Raw genomic sequence first — 19,198 nt, 5'->3', positions numbered from 1 at the left:
ATACTCGGCTGGTCGGCTACGCCCGCATCGTTGACCACCAGCAGGGGCAGGTCGCCAAGATGCCCGGCCCCCAACGGCCCTTCGTGTTTGCCGGTATGCTGCGGATCGTAATGTCCGCCCGCCGCCCCGGCGGCCACGGCTTTACCTTCTTTCATCGCCGGCTGGCAGCTGCCTTCGGCATGAATATGAAACCCGTGCTTACCCGGCGGTAGCGCCCGTAGAGTGGGGGCGAACTCGAGTCCGCGGTCGGTTTCGGTGATTTTGACGCTGCCGATGGTCTGACCGACGCCCTGGGTGGTCACGAGATTAAGTTGCACATCTTCACTAACGGCCTGTGCGCCAGCGCAAAATGCGAGGGATAAGATCGCGAGAATACATCGTTGCATAACACCTCCGGATGGCTGTCTCCCTGTTAAGTGTAAACCAGGAACGCCTTTCCGGAGGGGAAATGCCCGTTACGGTACGTCGTACCCGAGCGCGGCTTTACGGATGCGGAACCACTGCTGACGGGTCATGCTGAGTTTTTCAGCCACAATCGCCGAGCGCACGCGCTCGATTTTGCCCGAGCCAATAATCGGCAGCGGCTGCGACGGCAGACGCAGCACCCAGGCATAAACTACCTGTTCGATGCTGTCGGCGTTAAGCTCGTGCGCCACCTGCGCCAGCTCATCGCGCAGCGCCTGGAAGCCCTCTTCGTTAAACAGGCGACCACCGCCAAGACAAGACCACGCCATCGGACGAATACGCAGTTGCTGCAGCTGATCGAGAGTACCGTCGAGCAGCAGCGGCTGATGCACCGGTGAAATTTCGACCTGGTTGGTGGCCAGGGTAAACGGCAGACGTGACTGCAGCAAGGTGAACTGGGCGGGGGTAAAGTTCGAGACGCCAAAATGGCGCACTTTACCGCTATGATGCAGCGCGAGAAAAGCTTCGGCTACCTCGTCGGCGTCCATCAGTGGGTCCGGCCGGTGGATCAGCAGCAAGTCGAGATGGTCCGTCGCCAGATTACGCAGCGATTGCTCGGCGCTGAGCACGATGTGATCGCGGTCGGTAATGTAGTGGCCAATGGTGTTCTCAGCGCGCGCCCGGGTGGCGATACCGCATTTGCTGACGATTTCCATCCGGCTACGCAGATGCGGCGCTCGCTTCAGCGCTTCGCCAAAGGCAGCCTCACACTGATAATCGCCATAGATATCGGCGTGATCGACGGTGGTTACGCCTAAATCGAGATGCTGCTCAATAAAGCTGACCAGCTCGCCAGGCGACATTTTCCAGTCCATCAGACGCCAGTAGCCCATCACAAAACGTGAAAATTCCGGCCCCTGGGGAGCCATAGCAATACGCTGAACCATAACCGCTTCCTCAATAAAAAAGTGCTCTGAGTATACGTAATTTTTGGCTTAAAACAGTGAGGGTTGCTGCGGTTCTTCCGCCGGCTCCGGCCTGTTCGCGCGTATTTTGCGCAGCAGCCGTTGGCGGCAAAGACGCAAAACCTCCTGTTTCTGCGCATCGCTCATCGTTTGCCAGTTAAAACGTTCCTCACGGCTGCGGAAACAGCCGCGACAGTAGCCGCGCTCATCGGTCTGACATATTCCCCGGCACGGGCTCTGCACCGGGAAAAATTCTAACTGCTCTGCCACCACACGCCTCCTGTCCCCTCGTCTCCTTTCATTGAAGACGTTTCCCCGCGCCGACGCAAATTTTGTTCACTACGTGCTGCGTCAGCTAACATTTTTCCGCCGACGCTTGCATTAGACCAATCGGTCTACTACAGTGTGCAGCATGAACAGACACAGCGATTGCGATACCCGAGAACATATCCTGGCCACCGGCGAGCAGCTTTGCATGCATCGCGGTTTTACCGGAATGGGCTTAAGCGAACTTCTGAAGACGGCGGAGGTGCCCAAGGGCTCTTTCTATCACTACTTTCGCTCTAAGGAAGCCTTCGGCGTCGCGCTGCTTGAACATCACTACACCGGATATCTGCAGCGCCTGGTCGACCACTTCGATCATGGCGACGGTAACTATCGCGATCGCCTGCTGGCCTACTATCAGCACACGCTGAATCAGTTCTGCCAGCAGGGGATTATTAGCGGGTGTCTTACTGTCAAGCTATCCGCGGAGGTTTGCGATCTGTCGGAAGATATGCGCGCCGCCATGGATCGCGGAGCCAGCCAGATTATCGCCCTGCTGGGCGACGCGCTGGAGAAAGGACGTCAGGAAGGCAGTCTCGCATTTGACGGCGCGGCCATGACCCTGTCGCAGGTGCTGTATTCCCTGTGGCTCGGGGCCAACCTGCAGGCCAAAATTACGCGTAGCGCAACGCCGCTGGAAAGCGCCCTTGCCCACGCCAAACAGATTATTGCAGCGCCTGCGGTATAACAGGCGTTTTTATTTCATCAGTTACTAGACGACCGGTCTACTCAGGAGTCACTATGTCAGAAGCAAAATTATTCAGCCCACTGAAAGTCGGTGCGGTCACCGTCCCTAATCGCGTATTTATGGCGCCGTTGACGCGTCTGCGCAGCATTGAGCCGGGCGATATCCCTACTCCGCTGATGGGCGAATACTACCGCCAGCGCGCCAGTTCCGGGCTGATCATCACCGAAGCGACGCAGATCTCCGCGCAGGCCAAAGGCTACGCCGGCGCGCCTGGGCTGCACAGCCCGGAGCAGATTGCCGCCTGGCAGAAAATCACCGCCGGCGTTCATGCCGAAAACGGTCATATCGCCGTCCAGCTGTGGCACACCGGGCGTATTTCCCATAGCAGCCTGCAGCCTGGCGGCGCCGCCCCGGTAGCGCCTTCCGCGCTGAGCGCGGGCACCCGTACCTCACTGCGTGACGAAAACGGCCACGCCATTCGCGTCGACACCTCAATGCCCCGCGCCCTGGAAACCGCAGAGATCCCAGGGATCGTCAACGATTTCCGTCAGGCGGTCGGCAATGCCCGTGACGCCGGCTTCGATCTGGTTGAGCTGCACTCAGCCCACGGCTATCTGCTGCACCAGTTCCTCTCGCCATCGGCGAACCAGCGTACCGATCAGTACGGCGGCAGCGTGGAGAACCGTGCCCGTCTGGTGCTGGAAGTGGTTGACGCCGTGAGTCAAGAGTGGAGCGCCGAGCGCATTGGCATCCGCGTGTCGCCGATTGGCAGCTTCCAGAATGTGGATAATGGCCCGAACGAAGAAGAAGACGCGCTGTATCTGATTAGCGAGCTGGCGAAACGCGGTATCGCCTATCTGCACATGTCCGAGCCGGACTGGGCGGGCGGCAAACCTTACAGTGAAGCTTTCCGTCAGAAAGTCCGCGACCGCTTCCCGGGGGTGATCATTGGCGCTGGCGCTTACACACTAGAAAAAGCCAACGATCTTATCAATAAAGGGCTGATTGATGCCGTGGCCTTTGGCCGCGATTACATCGCCAACCCGGATCTGGTGGCTCGCCTGCAGAAAAAAGCGGCGCTTAACCCGCAACGCCCGGAATCCTTCTACGGCGGCGGCGCGGAAGGCTACACCGATTACCCGACTCTGTAATCCCTCCATTGATAGCGGCGACGTATCGCCGCTATACTCAACGTTCTGATCTATCAAATAAACTGCATAGGGGACATTATGCGCTTACTCCACACCATGCTGCGCGTTGGCGACCTGCAACGTTCTATCGACTTCTATACCAACGTGTTGGGCATGAAGCTGCTGCGCACCAGCGAAAACCCGGAGTACAAGTACTCCCTCGCCTTTGTCGGCTACGGCGAAGAGAGCGAAACCGCGGTGATCGAACTGACCTACAACTGGGGCGTGGACAGCTATGAGCTGGGCACCGCCTACGGCCATATCGCGCTGAGCGTCGATAACGCCGCCGAAGCCTGCGAACGGATCCGTCAGAACGGGGGCAACGTCACCCGCGAAGCCGGGCCGGTAAAAGGCGGCACCACCGTCATCGCCTTCGTGGAAGATCCGGACGGTTACAAAATCGAGCTCATTGAAGAGAAAGATGCCGGCAAAGGTCTGGGCAACTAAAGCTTCCCCACGCTGGCATATTTAATGCCATGGCTCGCCCGGGCGCTACGGCGCCCGTTGTTTTCACCCCTGCCTGCTGCAAGCCGCGGCAAAATTTGCCATAATGCGCGCTACTTTTTTCCAGCTAAGAGAATCTGATGTCCGAGAACGCTCAACTGAATGGTCTGTGCGACCGTTTCCGCGGTTTTTATCCGGTGGTGATCGATGTTGAAACCGCAGGATTTAACGCCAAAACCGACGCCCTGCTGGAGATCGCCGCCATTACGTTGAAGATGGATGAGCACGGCTGGCTGATGCCCGATGAAACGCTGCATTTCCATGTTGAACCTTTCGAGGGCGCCAATCTGCAGCCCGAAGCGCTGGCTTTTAACGGGATTAACCCGCATGACCCGCAGCGCGGGGCCGTCAGCGAATACGATGCCCTGCATGCCATCTTCAAAATGGTGCGCAAAGGGATGAAAGAGAGCGACTGCAGCCGGGCAATCATGGTGGCGCACAATGCCACCTTTGACCACAGCTTCACCATGACCGCCGCCGAACGCGCGGGACTTAAACGCAACCCTTTCCATCCGTTTGTTACCTTCGACACCGCCGCGCTAAGCGGGCTGGCGCTGGGCCAGACGGTGCTGTCGAAAGCCTGTATTGCCGCGGGTATGCCGTTCGACGGCGCGCAGGCTCACTCCGCCCTGTATGATACCGAGCAGACGGCGCAGCTGTTTTGCGAGATCGTGAACCGCTGGAAGCGTCTGGGCGGCTGGCCGCTGCCCGTAGCCACCCCGGAGTGATAAAAAAAGCGACTTCCAGGAAGTCGCTTTTTTACTGATGGCGGGAATTACTCCGCTTTTGGCTCGTCGGTATGGTACTTTGCCGCCGTCTCTTTGATCAGCTGCTGCAGTTCACCGCGCTGGTACATTTCGATGACGATATCGCAGCCGCCCACCAGTTCACCGTCTACCCACAGCTGCGGGAAAGTCGGCCAGTTGGCGTATTTAGGCAGCTCGGCGCGGATATCCGGGTTCTGCAGGATATCAACGTAAGCAAAACGTTCGCCACAGGCGGACAGCGCCTGAACGGCCTGGGCAGAGAAACCGCAGCTTGGCAGCTTCGGCGACCCTTTCATGTACAACAGGATCGGGTTTTCAGCGATTTGGCGTTGGATCTTTTCTAAAGTCGAGCTCATTGTCGTGCTTCCTTAAACTTCTTTCTACGGCAGTAACTTGTCATTGTAGCGTCCTGTAGGCAGGACGGATAATAACATTTTTTTCACTATTCATATTTTATCTTCTGTTGCGCGAAGTTGCCTTAAAAATATCATTTTGCGGTCACAGGCGGGCGCTCATTGCGCATTTTCTGTGCGAGGCGGTCAATGTCTGACGCGTTTTCTTGCAATCGTTAACCAATCGACATTTTTGATACAAAAGAATATTAACTTTCCGGCTTTTTATGCTTTAGAATCATTCCGGTTTGTCATTCATCGTCAGGCATTTGTACATGTCTGTAATTAATCAGGGGATTGCTCAGTGGCGCGGCTAAACAAAATCGCGATATCGCTCTGTGCATTACTGTTCACGTCTATCTCATTCACGCCACTGGCTCAGGCATCAGGGCATACGCACGCCTCCGCTTCGCCAAAAGCGTTGCCCGCGAAAAGTGGCTCAGAGCGCAAGAAAAAAGCAACCAGTCAAAAAACTAAAACCACCGCTAAAACCACCAGTAAAAAGTCCTCGCGCACCCGGCTCCCTACCCGCACTACCGCAGCAAGCCAAACCGCACTTCATCGTCAGGCCGCCGGCGCGACGAAAAAATGCGTGCTGCGTAAAGGTTATAAAAAGCAGTGCGCGAAAACGGTCGCCGCCGGCGCCGAGCCGACCCTGGCGCTAAACAGCGTCAAAAGCAAGTGCGTGGTGCGCAAGGGCTATAAAAAACGCTGTAAGCCCGAGGCCAGCGAAGCGAATTTAACGATCGCCGACGCCCACAAGGTCCGGGTGCAAAAAGCGCAAAGTACCGCGATGAATAAACTGATGGGCCAGTTGGGTAAACCCTATCGCTGGGGCGGCACCTCGCCGCGCACCGGGTTTGACTGCAGCGGGCTGGTCTATTACGCCTATAAGGACCTGGTCAAGATCCACATCCCGCGTACGGCCAACGAAATGTACCACCTGCGCGATGCGCGTCCGGTGGATCGTGATGAACTGCAGAGCGGCGATTTAGTCTTCTTCCGCACCCGCGGACGGGGCGCTGCCGACCATGTCGGCGTCTACGTCGGCAACGGAAAATTCATTCAGTCGCCGCGCACAGGTCGTGATATTCAAATCACCTCCCTGAGCGAGGATTACTGGGTTCGCCATTATGTCGGCGCTCGTCGCGTCATGACGCCGAAAACCATTCGCTGATCCCGGTCTGCCGCTGCGGCGGCAGACCGCCTCTCCTGCTCGATCTCCATCCCCACCCGCAAGGGATATTGCAGATTGCTCTCTTTGCCCGGCGTATCACGACGATAGCGGGTCGGCGACATGCCAAAGTGACGGTGAAAGGTCCGGCAGAAAGCGGCTTGTCCCTCGTATCCCAGGCACTGAGAAATACTCTGTATCGACGCCTGCGTCTGCGTTAAATAGATTGTCGCAATCGTCATCTTTCGTCGGCTGACGTAGCTCGCCAGCGTGCAGCCCGTTACCATGGCGAATTGTCGCTGGAAGTACCAGTGTGAGTAGCCGGACTTTTTCGCAATCGCGCTCACCGACAGGGTGTCGAAAATATGTGCTTCGATCCAGTCATCAATCCCCTGCACCACCGGGATCATTTTCGCGCTCACCACCTCATCTGTTTTTGCCATCGTCGTCATCCTGGGGAAATTACTGCTGGCGGCTATATTTGTCATACAAATTAAAAAATAGACAATGAATTATTGGCATAGCGACGATTGCCTGAGCGCATATTTTTATTAATCGTTTGATATTAAAGTTTTATTTTTTGTTCAGCGCATTGCGTGACAGCGGCGAAGCAGAGTAGTTAATCGCCATGCGAGTTCGCAAATCCGCAGAGGGCATCTCCTTATACATGGTTGCAACAATTTTGGCGGCTTATTGCCCACTCCTGCAGAAAACGGTTAAGCCTTCACCACATGCACCGGAGATAATAGCCTTTATCGTTGTAAGGCTTTTCACTGCTTGCGGCAAATGTTAACATTCTCAATACAATAACACGCCCGGGACGCGACAGCGTCGGGCGGTCAGAACACGATTCAGGTGAAAACCTCATCCTGTCAATGTGAGATAAAACAAAAAGTTATAAGGAGAGTAGCAATGTCGTTTGAATTACCTGCATTACCATATGCAAAAGACGCCCTGGCGCCGCACATTTCCGCAGAAACCCTGGAATATCACTACGGTAAACACCACCAGGCGTATGTCACTAACCTCAACAACCTGATCAAAGGCACTGCGTTCGAAGGCAAATCCCTCGAAGAGATCGTCCGCACGTCTGAAGGCGGCGTATTCAACAACGCAGCGCAGGTCTGGAACCACACCTTCTACTGGAACTGCCTGGCGCCTAACGCCGGCGGCGAACCGGAAGGCGAACTGGCGGCCGCAATCGCCAAATCTTTCGGCAGCTTCGCGGATTTTAAAGCCAAATTTACCGATGCCGCGGCGAAAAACTTCGGCGCTGGCTGGACCTGGCTGGTCAAAAATGCCGACGGCAGCCTGGCTATCGTCTCCACCAGCAACGCCGGCACCCCGCTGACCACCGACGCGAAGCCGCTGCTGACCGTTGACGTTTGGGAACACGCCTACTACATCGACTACCGCAACGCCCGTCCAAGCTACCTGGACCACTTCTGGGCGCTGGTAAACTGGAAGTTTGTTGCGGCTAACCTGGCGGCATAAACGACAAACCGCAGCGGGGTCTCCCCGGCTGCGGTTTTTTTTGCCCTTGCCCAGCCGATGATTACTGGCTGGCGAAAGCCTCTTCCGGCTGCGCTCGCCCGCTAAACCAGACCAGCAGCAGCGCCAGACCAGCGATAATCGCGCCCATCACCGGCACAAACGCATAGCCCAGTCCGCCAGAGATCACCGCCCCACCGGCGGCGGCGCCCAGCGCGTTGCCGAGGTTGAACGCGCCGATATTCACCGAAGAAGAGAGCCCCGGCGCCTCATGCGCTACGCGCATAACCCGCATCTGCAGCGGCGGAACCACCGCAAAGGTTGCTGCGCCCCAGACAATCATGCTGATGGCCGCCCCGGCCTGGGATTGCGCCAGCAGCGGGATCGCCAGCATGATCGCCATCAGCAGCAGCAGAAAGCCCTTCAGCGTGCCGGAGACCGACCGGTCAGCAAATTTGCCGCCCAGATAGTTGCCTAGCGAAAAACCGACGCCAATCAGCACCAGCATCGCGGTTATAAACAGCGATGAAGCGTGGGTCAGCGTATTGAGCACTGGCGAAATGTAGGTATACAGCGTAAACATCGCCCCGGCGCCCAGCACGGTGGTCAGCAACGCGGAGAGCACCTGCGGGCGCAGCAGGACAGAAAGCTCTTTTTTGACATCAGGACGTTCCCCCGCGCTGCCCTTCGGCAGGGAGAACCACAGGCTAACCATCGCCAGCAGGCCTAATCCCGCAGTAGCAAGGAAGGACATCCGCCAACCGATGGTTTCGCCAAGCCAGGTGGCCGCCGGCACGCCGCCAATGTTGGCGATGGTCAGGCCCATAAACATAGTGGCTACCGCGCTGGCCTGCTTATGCTTTGGCACGACGCTGGCCGCCACCACCGATCCCAGGCCGAAAAAAGCGCCGTGGTTGAGGCTGGTAATAATCCGCGACAGCAGCAGCGTGGTGTAATCCGGCGCGATGGATGACAACAGGTTGCCGACGGTGAAGATCCCCATCAGAAAAATCAGCGCATTGCGCCGTGCGCGATGCGACAACAGCAGCGTCATCAGCGGTGCGCCGACCATGACGCCGATGGCATACGCACTGATCAGCATTCCCGCTACCGGTATCGAGACGTCCACACCTTTCGCAATCACCGGCAGCAATCCCATCGGGGAGAACTCGGTGGTACCGATGCCAAAGGCGCCGATCGCCAGCGCAAGTAAAGGAAAGTTGATTTTCATTCAATGACTCCATCAGACCGTCAGAGAGGACGGCGTAACATCAGAAGTCAAAAGCATGACATCAATCACAAAAAAACAAAAGTGAACGAAATGACAAAAGATTTTTGCAGAATTGATAATAATAGCGGGATATGGGGAGGAAGCGGCGCTCCTCCCTCAGCGAAACATTAGTGCAGTATGGCGGTCAGGCTGAAAGCGACAATCACGCCGAGAGCAATAATCGTGGTGATCAGCGAAAACTTTAAATTGGTATCCATCATTTTTCCCTCTTGTTATCCCCACACCAAAAGTGAGCTTGCTCATTTTTGCACAAAAAATCGCAAAAATCTTCCGGGATTTAGGGCGATGCACATTTTTGCTCTTCCACTTTGCCCCAAGATCGGACAAAATCCCACGCTAATTTAAAAGCGTATCGGCCATTGACCCCTTCCTGTCGTTCTGTGTCGTTTTCCCGACGTGATGCAATGTTGAAAATTGTATTCAGGGTGTGTGTAGGCAAACGTTTACGTATCGATGATCAGGCGATCAGGTCAAGGCATGGAGTGAGATGTAATGGCAACTATTAAAGATGTAGCGAAACGCGCAAACGTTTCCACTACAACTGTGTCACATGTAATTAACAAAACCCGTTTCGTTGCCGAAGAGACGCGTAATGCGGTATGGGCGGCGATCAAAGAGCTGCACTACTCGCCGAGCGCCGTGGCGCGCAGCCTGAAAGTCAATCACACCAAATCGATTGGCCTGCTGGCGACCAGTAGCGAAGCCGCCTATTTCGCTGAAATTATTGAGTCCGTTGAAAAGAGCTGCTTCCAGAAGGGCTATACTCTGATCCTCGGTAACGCGTGGAACGATCTGGAAAAACAGCGCGCCTATCTGTCGATGATGGCGCAAAAGCGCGTAGACGGTCTGCTGGTGATGTGTTCCGAGTATCCGGATTCGGTATTGAGCATGCTGGAAGAGTACCGCCATATCCCGATGGTGGTGATGGACTGGGGCGAGGCGAAAGCCGACTTCACCGATGCGGTGATCGATAACGCCTTCCAGGGCGGCTATATCGCCGGACGCTACCTGATTGAACGCGGCCATCGCGAAATCGGCGTGATCCCGGGCCCGCTGGAGCGCAACACCGGTGCGGGGCGACTGGCCGGATTTATGCAGGCGATGAAAGAGGCGCATATCAGCGTGCCGGAAAACTGGATTGTGCAGGGCGACTTCGAGCCGGAGTCCGGCTACCGCGCAATGCAGCAGATCCTAAACCAGCAGCACCGCCCGACGGCGGTCTTCTGCGGCGGCGATATCATGGCGATGGGCGCTATCTGCGCGGCGGATGAAATGGGACTGCGGGTGCCGCAGGACATTTCGCTGATCGGTTATGATAATGTGCGCAACGCCCGCTATTTCAGCCCGGCGTTAACCACCATTCATCAGCCGAAAGATTCCCTGGGCGAGGCCGCATTTAACATGCTGTTGGATCGTATCGTCAACAAGCGTGAAGAGTCGCAGTCTATCGAAGTGCACCCTCGTCTGGTTGAGCGCCGCTCGGTAGCGGATGGCCCGTTTGTCGATTATCGTCGTTAAGGCATCTGGCGGGCGCGGATCTCTCCGGCGCCCGCAGCCACTCCCGATTCAGCGTGTCGCTGTCCCCCAGATAGTCAAGCATCCAGTTCAGCGCCGGTGAGGCATCGTTCTGCTGCCACGTCAGGCAGCAGGCGGCATCCGGGAACGGATTTTCCAGCGCCAGCGCAGTCCACTCGCCGCGATCTATCCATGGACGGGCGAAATGGCTCGGCACCATGCCGACGCAGAGTCCTGCCGACAAACAGGTTGCTGATGATTCCCAGTCAGGGACGACTACCCTCTTCTGGTTATCCAGCAACCATGTTGTCCGTTTAGGCAACGAGCGCGAGGTATCCTCCCGCACCAGCGACGGCCAGTTACGCAGGACGTCGTCGCTCAGGGGTCCATCCATCTTTGCCAGCGGATGATCGCTCGCCACCACGCAGTCCCAGCTCAGCATCCCCATATCGCGGAACGCATAGCGACCGCCGACCGGAATAGATCGCGTTGCGCCAATCGCCAGCTCAACGCGGCCGTCGGCCAGCGCATCCCATACCCCATTGAATACTTCCTGAAAGACGATCAGCTCGACGTCGGGAAAATGGCGATAGAAATCGACGATCATCTGACGCATCCGCGCCGGTTTCACAATATCATCCACTGCGATCGACAACTGTCCGCGCCAGCCGTTCGCAATTTGCTGACACTGCTGGCGGGTGATCTGCATTTTTTTGATAACAGAGCGCCCTTCCTGTAAAAACCAGACCCCGGCGGGGGTCAACTCCACATCACGATGGCGACGCTCAAATAAGGGAACGGCGAGCCACTCTTCGAGCTGACGCACGGTATAGCTGACCGCGGAAGGCACCCGGTGAAGCTCCTGCGCGGCCGCGCTGAAGCTGCCGTTACGGGCGACGGCATCAACCACTTCCAGAGAGTATTCAGACCACATTTTCTGCCTGCAAAATTTTTGAATGCATGTGACAAATATTAGCGTTTCACAAGCCACAATGCACTCCCTACACTCTGCGGCATCGTACCTGTACACCAACTATGAGAACGTTATGTCACAACCCGGGAAAGGATTTTTAGTCTGGCTGGCCGGCCTGAGCGTGCTGGGCTTTCTGGCCACCGATATGTACCTGCCGGCGTTTGCCGCCATGCAGCAGGATCTCAACACCTCCGCCGCCTCCATCAGCGCCAGTCTGAGCCTGTTCCTCGCCGGCTTCGCGCTGGGCCAGCTGTTCTGGGGACCGCTGTCGGACCGCTATGGACGTAAACCGGTGCTGCTGAGCGGCCTGGCGATTTTCGCGGCCGGCTGTCTGGGGATGCTGTGGGTGCACAACGCCACCCTGATGCTGGCGCTGCGCTTTCTGCAGGCGATTGGCGTCTGTGCCGCGGCCGTTACCTGGCAGGCGATGGTCGCCGATTACTATCCTGCCCAGCGCACGAACCGCATCTTCGCCACCATTATGCCGCTGGTAGGACTGTCGCCGGCGCTGGCCCCGCTGCTGGGCAGCTGGCTGCTGGTGCACTTCGAGTGGCAAGCCATCTTCGCCACCCTGTTCGCCATCACTCTGCTGCTGATGCTGCCTGCCCTGCGCCTGAAAGCAGCCGCGAAGTCAGTAGTAGTGACGCAGCAAAAGATCACCTTTCTCGCGCTGCTGCGCTCCCGGGAATACAGCGGCAACGTCCTGATCTACGCCGCCTGTTCCGCCAGCTTCTTCGCCTGGCTTACCGGTTCACCTTTTATCCTGCATGAAATGGGCTATGGCCCAACCGCTATCGGCCTGAGCTATATTCCGCAGACCATCGCCTTTCTGGTGGGAGGCTATGGCTGTCGCGCGCTGCTGCAGAAATGGTCCGGTCAACAGATGCTGCCGTGGCTGCTGGTGATTTTTGCCGTCAGCGTAGCCGCCACCTGGCTGGTGGGCCTGCAAACTCATGCCTCGCTGGTGGCGTTAATGATCCCGTTCTGCATGATGGCGGTGGTCAACGGCGGGATCTACCCCATCGTGGTTGCTCAGGCGCTGAAGCCTTTTCCGCAGGCGACCGGCCGCGCGGCCGCGCTGCAAAATACCCTTCAGCTTGGCCTGTGCTTCCTGACCAGTCTGCTGGTATCCGCGCTGATCGCCACGCCGCTGCTGACCACCACCAGCGTCATGCTGGTTTCGATTGGCTTAGCCGGAATAGGCTATCGCCTGCAGCAGACGCCGGAGCTGACACCCCACTCTTCCCACGCGTAATGCCCGTCGCCAGGGCCCGGACCAGTCGTTAGCATGCTAAGAAATTTTTATTGAAAGCCAGTACTTAGCGTCCTATACTGGATCCGGGTTCACATAAATAGAAAATAGTTACAGATTAACGGATGCAGGATGCCTCCGTTTCACCATGGAAGGCCTTTCGGCAAGGGTTATCTCCCTTCCTCTGTTTACGTCGGATAGCGACTTCACGGATTATCCGTGAGATTTCTCACAAAGCCAAAAAAGCGTCTACGCTGTTTTAAGGTTCTGATCACTTGGGCGTGATGGAGAAGCTATGAGTTCATCGTGTATAGAAGAAGTAAGTGTACCAAATGATGACTGGTACCGGATTGCAGCTGAATTATTAGGCCGTGCGGGAATTGAAATCAATGGCTCCGCGCCGTCCGACCTGCGGGTTAAAAATCCTCTCTTTTTTAAACGGGTTTTGCAGGAAGGTTCGCTGGGTTTAGGCGAAAGCTATATGGACGGCTGGTGGGAATGCGAGCGTCTGGATATATTCTTCCACAAGGTGTTACGCGCCGGGTTGGAAAAGCAGCTCCCACACCATTTCAAAGATACACTCCGCATCGCAGGCGCTCGTCTGTTTAATCTACAAAGTAAAAAACGTGCCTGGATTGTCGGTAAAGAGCACTACGACCTCGGCAACGATCTCTTCAGCCGGATGCTTGATCCCTATATGCAATATTCCTGCGGTTACTGGAAAGAGGCGCAGAGCCTCGAGGCCGCCCAGCAGGCTAAGCTGGATCTCATCTGCCGCAAACTGGAGCTGGAGCCAGGCATGCGGGTACTGGATATTGGCTGTGGATGGGGCGGTCTCGCCGAATATATGGCGCGAAATTATCAGGTCAGCGTCGTCGGCGTCACTATCTCCGCTGAACAGCAAAAAATGGCCCAGGCGCGCTGCGCCGATCTCGATGTAGAGATTCGTCTCCAGGATTATCGCGATCTGCACGACAGCTTTGACCGCATCGTCTCCGTTGGCATGTTTGAGCACGTGGGGCCGAAAAATTACGCTACCTACTTTGAGGTTGCCGACCGTAATTTGAAACCCAACGGCCGCTTTTTACTGCACACCATTGGTTCCAAGGTCACCGACCATAACGTTGACCCGTGGATCGATAAATATATCTTCCCGAACGGCTGCCTGCCTTCCGTGCGTCACATTGCCGAAGCCAGCGAGAAGCACTTTGTGATGGAAGACTGGCACAACTTCGGCGCCGATTACGACACGACCCTGATGGCCTGGTATGAGCGTTTCCTCGCCAGCTGGCCGGAAATTGCCGATAACTATTCTGAGCGTTTCAAACGCATGTTTACCTATTATCTGAACGCCTGCGCCGGCGCCTTCCGCGCCCGCGACATTCAGCTCTGGCAGGTGGTGTTCTCGCGCGGTATTGAACATGGACTGCGCGTCGCCCGTTAAATAACACTCCCCCGCTTATCGGCGGGGGATTTTTTTCAGGCTTCATTGACCTTAGCCGCCATCTCTTTCGCGGCCAGCACGCGTTCGACCGTATCGACAACCGCCTGGGTCTGCGGATCAATCTCAATATTGACGCGATCGCCCAGTTTTTTCGCTCCCAGGGTGGTCCGCTGCAGCGTCTCCGGAATAAGATGCACGCAGAAACGGGTCGCCGTCACCTCACCCACCGTCAGACTAATGCCGTCAATACCGATGAATCCTTTATAGAGGATGTATTTCATCAGCGTTGGATCCTGCACTTTAAACCAGATCTGACGGTTATTTTCGGAAGTCAGAATCTTCACGATTTCCGCGGTGGTCATAATGTGGCCGGACATTAAATGCCCGCCGATTTCATCACTAAATTTCGCCGCTCGCTCGACGTTCACTTCATCGCCGACCTGAATATCGCCAAGATTGGTAATCCGCAGCGTCTCTTTCATCAGATCGAAGCTGATGTGCGCGCCGTTGATTTCGGTCACCGTCAGGCAGCAGCCGTTGTTGGCTACCGAGGCGCCGGTTTCCAGCCCCTCCAGCATATGTGCCGGTAACTCAACCACGTGAGTGCGAAAATTGGGTTTATCATCAATGGAGACCACTTTCGCGGTTCCCTGAACAATACCAGTAAACATGTTTGGCTCCTGTTGAAAATCATGACGGTATCATTACCGCTTTCGCTATCGGGAACAATAACAGGAGGGCAAAGCGGTTGCCAGCGCGCTTCGTGCCTCGACTCTTTTTTCACTGGCTTAATAGCCAATCCTCGCTACAATAGACTGGAAATTCCTCATTTTTATCCCCTTGCTGCCAGTTACGGCGGCTTTTTTAGTCTCAAAATAACAACAATTCGAAGGTGTTCACGTGCAGAAGTATTTCGTTGAAGCGCGTCAGTTATTAGCTCTGGCTATACCCGTCATCCTTGCGCAGGTGGCGCAGACGGCGATGGGTTTTGTCGATACCGTGATGGCGGGTGGCTACAGCGCCACGGATATGGCCGCCGTGGCCATCGGGACCTCCATCTGGCTGCCGGCGATCCTCTTCGGCCACGGCCTTCTGCTGGCGCTGACCCCGGTGGTGGCACAGCTTAACGGATCCGGGCGGCGGGAGCGTATCGCGCCGCAGGTGCGTCAGGGCTTCTGGCTGGCCGGCTTTGTCTCGGTGCTGATCATGGTCGTGCTGTGGAACGCCGGATACATCATCAGCTCCATGCATAACATCGATCCGCTGTTGGCAGAGAAGGCGGTTGGCTACCTGCGCGCGCTGCTGTGGGGCGCTCCGGGCTATCTGTTCTTCCAGGTCGCCCGTAACCAGTGTGAAGGGCTGGCAAAAACCAAGCCCGGGATGGTCATGGGCTTTATTGGATTACTGGTCAACATTCCGGTGAACTATATTTTTATCTATGGTCATTTCGGCATGCCCGAGCTGGGCGGCGTCGGCTGCGGTGTGGCGACGGCCTCCGTTTACTGGGTGATGTTCGCCACCATGCTGTGGTGGGTGCGCCGGGCGCGTACGATGCGCGATATCCGCTGCGCCGAGCGCTTCAGCGGCCCTGATTTTGCCGTCCTGTTACGGCTGGTGCAGCTGGGGCTGCCCATTGCTCTGGCGCTGTTCTTTGAAGTCACTCTGTTTGCCGTCGTCGCGCTGCTGGTCTCCCCGCTCGGGATCATTGACGTCGCCGGTCACCAGATCGCGCTTAATTTCAGCTCGCTGATGTTCGTTCTGCCGCTGTCGCTGGCGGCGGCGGTCACCATTCGCGTCGGCTTCCGCCTTGGCCAGGGCTCAACGATCGATGCCCAGGTTTCGGCCCGCACCGGCGTGGGCGTAGGGGTCTGCCTGGCGGTATTTACCGCTATCTTTACCGTCCTGATGCGTAAGCAGATTGCGCTGCTGTATAACGATAATCCCGAAGTGGTGACGCTGGCCTCGCACCTGATGCTGCTGGCGGCTATCTATCAGATCTCCGACTCTATTCAGGTGATCGGCAGCGGCATTCTGCGCGGCTATAAAGATACGCGGTCTATCTTTTTCATTACCTTTACCGCGTACTGGGTGCTGGGTTTGCCGAGCGGCTATCTGCTGGCGCTGACCGATATGATTGTGCCCCGCATGGGACCTGCCGGTTTCTGGTGCGGATTTATCATCGGTCTGACCTCCGCCGCCATCATGATGATGCTGCGGATGCGTTTTCTGCAGCGCCAGCCTTCCAGCATCATCTTACAGCGCGCTGCGCGCTAACTTGTCTAAGCCCGCCGCTCCGGCGGGCTTTTTCGTTCTTCGCTATAACGGCGCGTTGTACATTCCGTTACTCCCTGACACCAAAGACTCACTGATAGCCTCCCGGCAGGCGCTTATAGTGTTGCCAACAGCCCCGCAGTGGGGTTACTCAAGAAACCAAGTCGAGGATTTCAGAATGAAAAAAGTATTAGCTCTGGTCGTTGCCGCTGCTATGGGTCTGTCATCAGTTGCTTTCGCTGCCGATGCGGCAAGCACCACCCCGAGTGCAGCAGCCAGCCATACTACCATTCACCATAAGAAACATCACAAAGCGGCCGCGAAACCGGCAGCCGAGCAGAAAGCGCAGGCGGCGAAGAAACACCACAAAGCTGCTGCTAAACCGGCTGCTGAGCAGAAAGCCCAGGCGGCGAAGAAACACCATAAAGCCGCTGCTAAACCGGCTGCTGAGCAGAAAGCCCAGGCGGCGAAGAAACACCATAAAGCCGCTGCTAAACCGGCAGTCGCGCAGAAAGCGCAGGCGGCGAAGAAACACCATAAAACGACGCACCATGCAGCTAAACCGGCGGTTAAACCGGCGGCATAATGGTCAGGGCGTTAAGGTGATAAACCGGCGCTGAACAGCGCCGGTTTTTTTTCAGGAGGACATCATGCTGCAACGCTATCGCTTCGAATTGCTGCTGTTACTGCTCATCGTCTGCGCGCTGTTTACCCTGCGCTTGATGTTTAAATAGCTGGCTGCTGAACCCATTTACGGGCCGGCGGCGTATAGTCGCGAAAACCGGCGATAATCTCGTCTGCCGAGGTAGCGAACGGCAGCATCTCCGCGTAGCGCGGGTGCATAAACCCTTCCCGTACCATGTTATCGACCATCGCCTGAAGCGGATCGTAATAACCCTTAATATTCAGGAACGCGCACGGTTTCTCATGGATCCCCAGCTGCGCCCAGGTCCATTGTTCGAAAATCTCCTCGAGCGTCCCCGCCCCGCCCGGCAGGGCAATAAAGCCATCCGCCAGCGCCGCCATTTTGGTTTTCCGCTCGTGCATATCCTCGACCACATGCAGCTCCGTCAAGCCGCGGTGGGCAATTTCCCGCTCCACCAGGCCGCGCGGCATCACGCCGATCACCACGCCACCGGCCTCCAGCGCCGCATCGGCGACCGCCCCCATCAGACCAACTTTGCCGCCGCCATAGACAAGCGCCAACCCCTGCTGCGCCAGCGTACGTCCAACCAGACGGGCGGTTTCGAGGTACAGCGGATGTTCGCCAGCTGAAGAACCGCAGAAAATACCAATCGATTTCATCTTCGTTATGACTCCTTCTCTTCTGGTGGCCGATAATTTAACACATCGGCAACCCTTCCGCGCAGGTTTGGACTGGCTGAAAAATGAGAGCCGTGATGCTCGCTGGCGAAGAAATATCCTTGTGGTTCAGTAAAATATATCCTGAATGAGTAAAAGTTCCGCAATCGCATGCAATGTGCAAGAAAAGTGACGTTTACCTCTTGCCACATCCCCTCCCTGCCGCTAATATGCGTCCCCGTTGTCACCACAACATTGCGTTCGTAGCTCAGTTGGTTAGAGCACCACCTTGACATGGTGGGGGTCGTTGGTTCGAGTCCAATCGAACGCACCATAATGCGTTTATAGCTCAGTTGGTTAGAGCACCACCTTGACATGGTGGGGGTCGTTGGTTCGAGTCCAATTAAACGCACCATAATGCGTCTGTAGCTCAGTTGGTTAGAGCACCACCTTGACATGGTGGGGGTCGATGGTTCGAGTCCATTCAGACGCACCAATCATTTTTCCTTCTGTAATTCCTGAATTTTATCACCTGCTCCCCGTTGGTATTGCTGACATTAAAATGTTGTGTATTGGCAAAGCGTTTTCCTTGCATAGTCCATACTAGTCCACATGAGTGCTAAGGAAGCCAACCCTTTTAATGAGCATCAAAAATCGATCAACAGACCACGCCGTTTAATTTCTTAATGATAATCATTCCATTCATCATAAATATATGCATATGCAAATCGATATATCAGATACCCCACCAGGAATCCCATAACTGAAAGTAAACCCCAGAGAAATTTATATTCATTTACTGAGAAAAAAAAGAACCAGCCAGCCAGCGCGATACCTGAAGCACCTAATCCCATCCCAGCCCCTCTGATAACACGGGAAAGCAGGATGAGTAATGTTCGTTTTATATTCATAATCCACCAAAGAAATATTCACATATTTTGTTAAATTCTGCTGGATTCTTATCACTGACCATACACGCTGTTTCGAAAGGTTTTACAATATCCTCAACAAGAAAATACAGAAGATCCAGATCTCCCAGATTTTGCAGTTTATCATGCAGTACCGGATTTCTGCGCTTCAGATATCGGGACGTGTATATTGCTCTGGATGTTTCAGCTCCAACGGATAATAATAATCCGGCAAGACTTCCTGCAAAAAAAGCGGACACTCCTCTTGAGGCTATAGCTTCGCCTAATTTTACTCTGGTCAGCTCAGTGAATGCCATCTGATCTTACCCGCGTAATATGGAC

General features: G+C 55.8%; 23 protein-coding genes and 3 tRNA genes. 14 read left to right on the top strand and 12 right to left on the bottom strand.

Annotation, left to right across the window (positions count from 1 at the left end; all coding sequences use genetic code 11):
- The 3 genes from sodC to KHQ28_RS19190 all read right to left on the bottom strand — a co-directional run.
- Nucleotides 1-386, bottom strand: a 386-nt coding sequence (gene sodC, locus KHQ28_RS19200) for a superoxide dismutase family protein (protein WP_211777649.1), incomplete at its 3' end; no start/stop codon positions are given.
- A 69-nt stretch (nt 387-455) separates the two neighbouring features.
- Nucleotides 456-1,352, bottom strand: coding sequence for an aldo/keto reductase family oxidoreductase (locus KHQ28_RS19195; RefSeq protein WP_002907760.1), 897 nt, complete (start codon nt 1,350-1,352; stop codon nt 456-458).
- A gap of 48 nt (nt 1,353-1,400) precedes the next feature.
- The gene (locus tag KHQ28_RS19190) at nt 1,401-1,643 is read right to left on the bottom strand and encodes a DUF1289 domain-containing protein (protein WP_004189722.1); all 243 of its coding nucleotides are present in this window, start codon (nt 1,641-1,643) and stop codon (nt 1,401-1,403) included.
- A gap of 139 nt (nt 1,644-1,782) precedes the next feature.
- Here KHQ28_RS19190 and KHQ28_RS19185 point away from each other — a divergent pair, with 139 nt between their 5' ends.
- The 4 genes from KHQ28_RS19185 to rnt all read left to right on the top strand — a co-directional run bounded on the left by KHQ28_RS19185 (nt 1,783) and on the right by rnt (nt 4,804).
- A complete protein-coding gene (locus tag KHQ28_RS19185; protein WP_009486422.1) occupies nt 1,783-2,382 on the top strand; it encodes a TetR/AcrR family transcriptional regulator in 600 nt (199 codons plus the stop codon).
- Nucleotides 2,383-2,435: 53 nt separating this feature from the next.
- Nucleotides 2,436-3,533, top strand: coding sequence for an alkene reductase (locus KHQ28_RS19180; RefSeq protein WP_049182742.1), 1,098 nt, complete (start codon nt 2,436-2,438; stop codon nt 3,531-3,533).
- Between the two features lie 78 nt (nt 3,534-3,611).
- Nucleotides 3,612-4,019, top strand: a complete 408-nt coding sequence (gene gloA / locus KHQ28_RS19175) for a lactoylglutathione lyase (protein WP_002907764.1) — start codon at nt 3,612-3,614, stop codon at nt 4,017-4,019.
- A 137-nt stretch (nt 4,020-4,156) separates the two neighbouring features.
- Nucleotides 4,157-4,804 (top strand): ribonuclease T, encoded by a 648-nt coding sequence (gene rnt / locus KHQ28_RS19170; protein ID WP_002907766.1) that lies wholly within the window; start codon nt 4,157-4,159, stop codon nt 4,802-4,804.
- Between the two features lie 47 nt (nt 4,805-4,851).
- On the opposite strand, the gene KHQ28_RS19165 is transcribed toward rnt, so the two are convergent.
- The gene (locus KHQ28_RS19165; protein WP_002907768.1) at nt 4,852-5,199 is read right to left on the bottom strand and encodes a Grx4 family monothiol glutaredoxin; all 348 of its coding nucleotides are present in this window, start codon (nt 5,197-5,199) and stop codon (nt 4,852-4,854) included.
- Nucleotides 5,200-5,539: 340 nt separating this feature from the next.
- Between KHQ28_RS19165 and KHQ28_RS19160 the strand changes: the two genes are divergently transcribed.
- Nucleotides 5,540-6,412: a C40 family peptidase gene (locus KHQ28_RS19160; protein WP_032104201.1), complete on the top strand. Its 873-nt coding sequence runs from the start codon at nt 5,540-5,542 to the stop codon at nt 6,410-6,412.
- Here the strand turns inward: KHQ28_RS19160 and KHQ28_RS19155 are convergent.
- Complete coding sequence (locus KHQ28_RS19155) at nt 6,367-6,852, bottom strand: AraC family transcriptional regulator (protein WP_032418891.1); 486 nt, start codon at nt 6,850-6,852, stop codon at nt 6,367-6,369. The genes KHQ28_RS19160 and KHQ28_RS19155 overlap by 46 nt on opposite strands.
- Before the next feature lie 469 nt (nt 6,853-7,321).
- Here KHQ28_RS19155 and sodB point away from each other — a divergent pair, with 469 nt between their 5' ends.
- The gene (sodB, locus tag KHQ28_RS19150; protein WP_002907771.1) at nt 7,322-7,903 is read left to right on the top strand and encodes a superoxide dismutase [Fe]; all 582 of its coding nucleotides are present in this window, start codon (nt 7,322-7,324) and stop codon (nt 7,901-7,903) included.
- A gap of 61 nt (nt 7,904-7,964) precedes the next feature.
- On the opposite strand, the gene KHQ28_RS19145 is transcribed toward sodB, so the two are convergent.
- Together KHQ28_RS19145 and KHQ28_RS19140 are read right to left on the bottom strand one after the other, a co-directional pair.
- Nucleotides 7,965-9,131: an MFS transporter gene (locus tag KHQ28_RS19145; RefSeq protein WP_002907773.1), complete on the bottom strand. Its 1,167-nt coding sequence runs from the start codon at nt 9,129-9,131 to the stop codon at nt 7,965-7,967.
- 167 nt (nt 9,132-9,298) lie between these two features.
- Nucleotides 9,299-9,391 carry a YnhF family membrane protein gene (locus tag KHQ28_RS19140; protein ID WP_002907776.1) on the bottom strand — a complete coding sequence of 31 codons (93 nt, stop codon included), beginning with the start codon at nt 9,389-9,391 and terminating at the stop codon, nt 9,299-9,301.
- A gap of 292 nt (nt 9,392-9,683) precedes the next feature.
- Between KHQ28_RS19140 and purR the strand changes: the two genes are divergently transcribed.
- The gene (purR, locus tag KHQ28_RS19135; protein WP_002907778.1) at nt 9,684-10,709 is read left to right on the top strand and encodes an HTH-type transcriptional repressor PurR; all 1,026 of its coding nucleotides are present in this window, start codon (nt 9,684-9,686) and stop codon (nt 10,707-10,709) included.
- On the opposite strand, the gene punR is transcribed toward purR, so the two are convergent.
- Nucleotides 10,636-11,640 carry a DNA-binding transcriptional activator PunR gene (gene punR / locus KHQ28_RS19130; protein ID WP_004184276.1) on the bottom strand — a complete coding sequence of 335 codons (1,005 nt, stop codon included), beginning with the start codon at nt 11,638-11,640 and terminating at the stop codon, nt 10,636-10,638. The two genes, purR and punR, sit on opposite strands and share 74 nt — an antisense overlap.
- A gap of 112 nt (nt 11,641-11,752) precedes the next feature.
- Between punR and punC the strand changes: the two genes are divergently transcribed.
- Both punC and cfa read left to right on the top strand, forming a co-directional pair.
- Entirely contained in the window at nt 11,753-12,934 is a 1,182-nt protein-coding gene (gene punC / locus KHQ28_RS19125) for a purine nucleoside transporter PunC (protein WP_002907785.1), read from the top strand.
- A gap of 292 nt (nt 12,935-13,226) precedes the next feature.
- A complete protein-coding gene (gene cfa / locus KHQ28_RS19120) occupies nt 13,227-14,375 on the top strand; it encodes a cyclopropane fatty acyl phospholipid synthase (RefSeq protein WP_002907788.1) in 1,149 nt (382 codons plus the stop codon).
- A 35-nt stretch (nt 14,376-14,410) separates the two neighbouring features.
- On the opposite strand, the gene KHQ28_RS19115 is transcribed toward cfa, so the two are convergent.
- A complete protein-coding gene (locus tag KHQ28_RS19115; RefSeq protein WP_004891418.1) occupies nt 14,411-15,046 on the bottom strand; it encodes a riboflavin synthase in 636 nt (211 codons plus the stop codon).
- Between the two features lie 229 nt (nt 15,047-15,275).
- Between KHQ28_RS19115 and mdtK the strand changes: the two genes are divergently transcribed.
- Both mdtK and asr read left to right on the top strand, forming a co-directional pair.
- Nucleotides 15,276-16,649: an MdtK family multidrug efflux MATE transporter gene (gene mdtK / locus KHQ28_RS19110; protein ID WP_016946504.1), complete on the top strand. Its 1,374-nt coding sequence runs from the start codon at nt 15,276-15,278 to the stop codon at nt 16,647-16,649.
- A 175-nt stretch (nt 16,650-16,824) separates the two neighbouring features.
- On the top strand, nt 16,825-17,232 hold the full coding sequence (gene asr, locus KHQ28_RS19105) for an acid resistance repetitive basic protein Asr (RefSeq protein WP_032440070.1): 408 nt from the start codon (nt 16,825-16,827) through the stop codon (nt 17,230-17,232).
- Between the two features lie 140 nt (nt 17,233-17,372).
- Here the strand turns inward: asr and KHQ28_RS19100 are convergent, their stop codons facing one another.
- Nucleotides 17,373-17,951 (bottom strand): TIGR00730 family Rossman fold protein, encoded by a 579-nt coding sequence (locus KHQ28_RS19100; RefSeq protein ID WP_004175848.1) that lies wholly within the window; start codon nt 17,949-17,951, stop codon nt 17,373-17,375.
- Nucleotides 17,952-18,205: 254 nt separating this feature from the next.
- Between KHQ28_RS19100 and KHQ28_RS19095 the strand changes: the two genes are divergently transcribed.
- The 3 genes from KHQ28_RS19095 (at nt 18,206) to KHQ28_RS19085 (ending at nt 18,444) form a co-directional block, all read left to right on the top strand.
- Nucleotides 18,206-18,282 (top strand) — tRNA-Val (locus KHQ28_RS19095).
- A gap of 4 nt (nt 18,283-18,286) precedes the next feature.
- A tRNA-Val gene (locus KHQ28_RS19090) sits at nt 18,287-18,363 on the top strand.
- A gap of 4 nt (nt 18,364-18,367) precedes the next feature.
- Nucleotides 18,368-18,444, top strand: a tRNA-Val gene (locus KHQ28_RS19085).
- A gap of 187 nt (nt 18,445-18,631) precedes the next feature.
- Here KHQ28_RS19085 and KHQ28_RS19080 read toward each other — a convergent pair.
- On the bottom strand, nt 18,632-18,859 hold the full coding sequence (locus tag KHQ28_RS19080) for a hypothetical protein (RefSeq protein WP_015874864.1): 228 nt from the start codon (nt 18,857-18,859) through the stop codon (nt 18,632-18,634).
- Nucleotides 18,856-19,173: a hypothetical protein gene (locus KHQ28_RS19075; protein ID WP_153591529.1), complete on the bottom strand. Its 318-nt coding sequence runs from the start codon at nt 19,171-19,173 to the stop codon at nt 18,856-18,858. The genes KHQ28_RS19080 and KHQ28_RS19075 overlap by 4 nt, the downstream gene beginning before the upstream one ends.
- Nucleotides 19,174-19,198: the final 25 nt, after the last annotated feature.

This window comes from Klebsiella sp. 28, from assembly GCF_018223905.1.
GTDB lineage: Bacteria > Pseudomonadota > Gammaproteobacteria > Enterobacterales > Enterobacteriaceae > Klebsiella > Klebsiella pneumoniae.
This window is presented reverse-complemented; position numbering and strand designations above follow the sequence as displayed.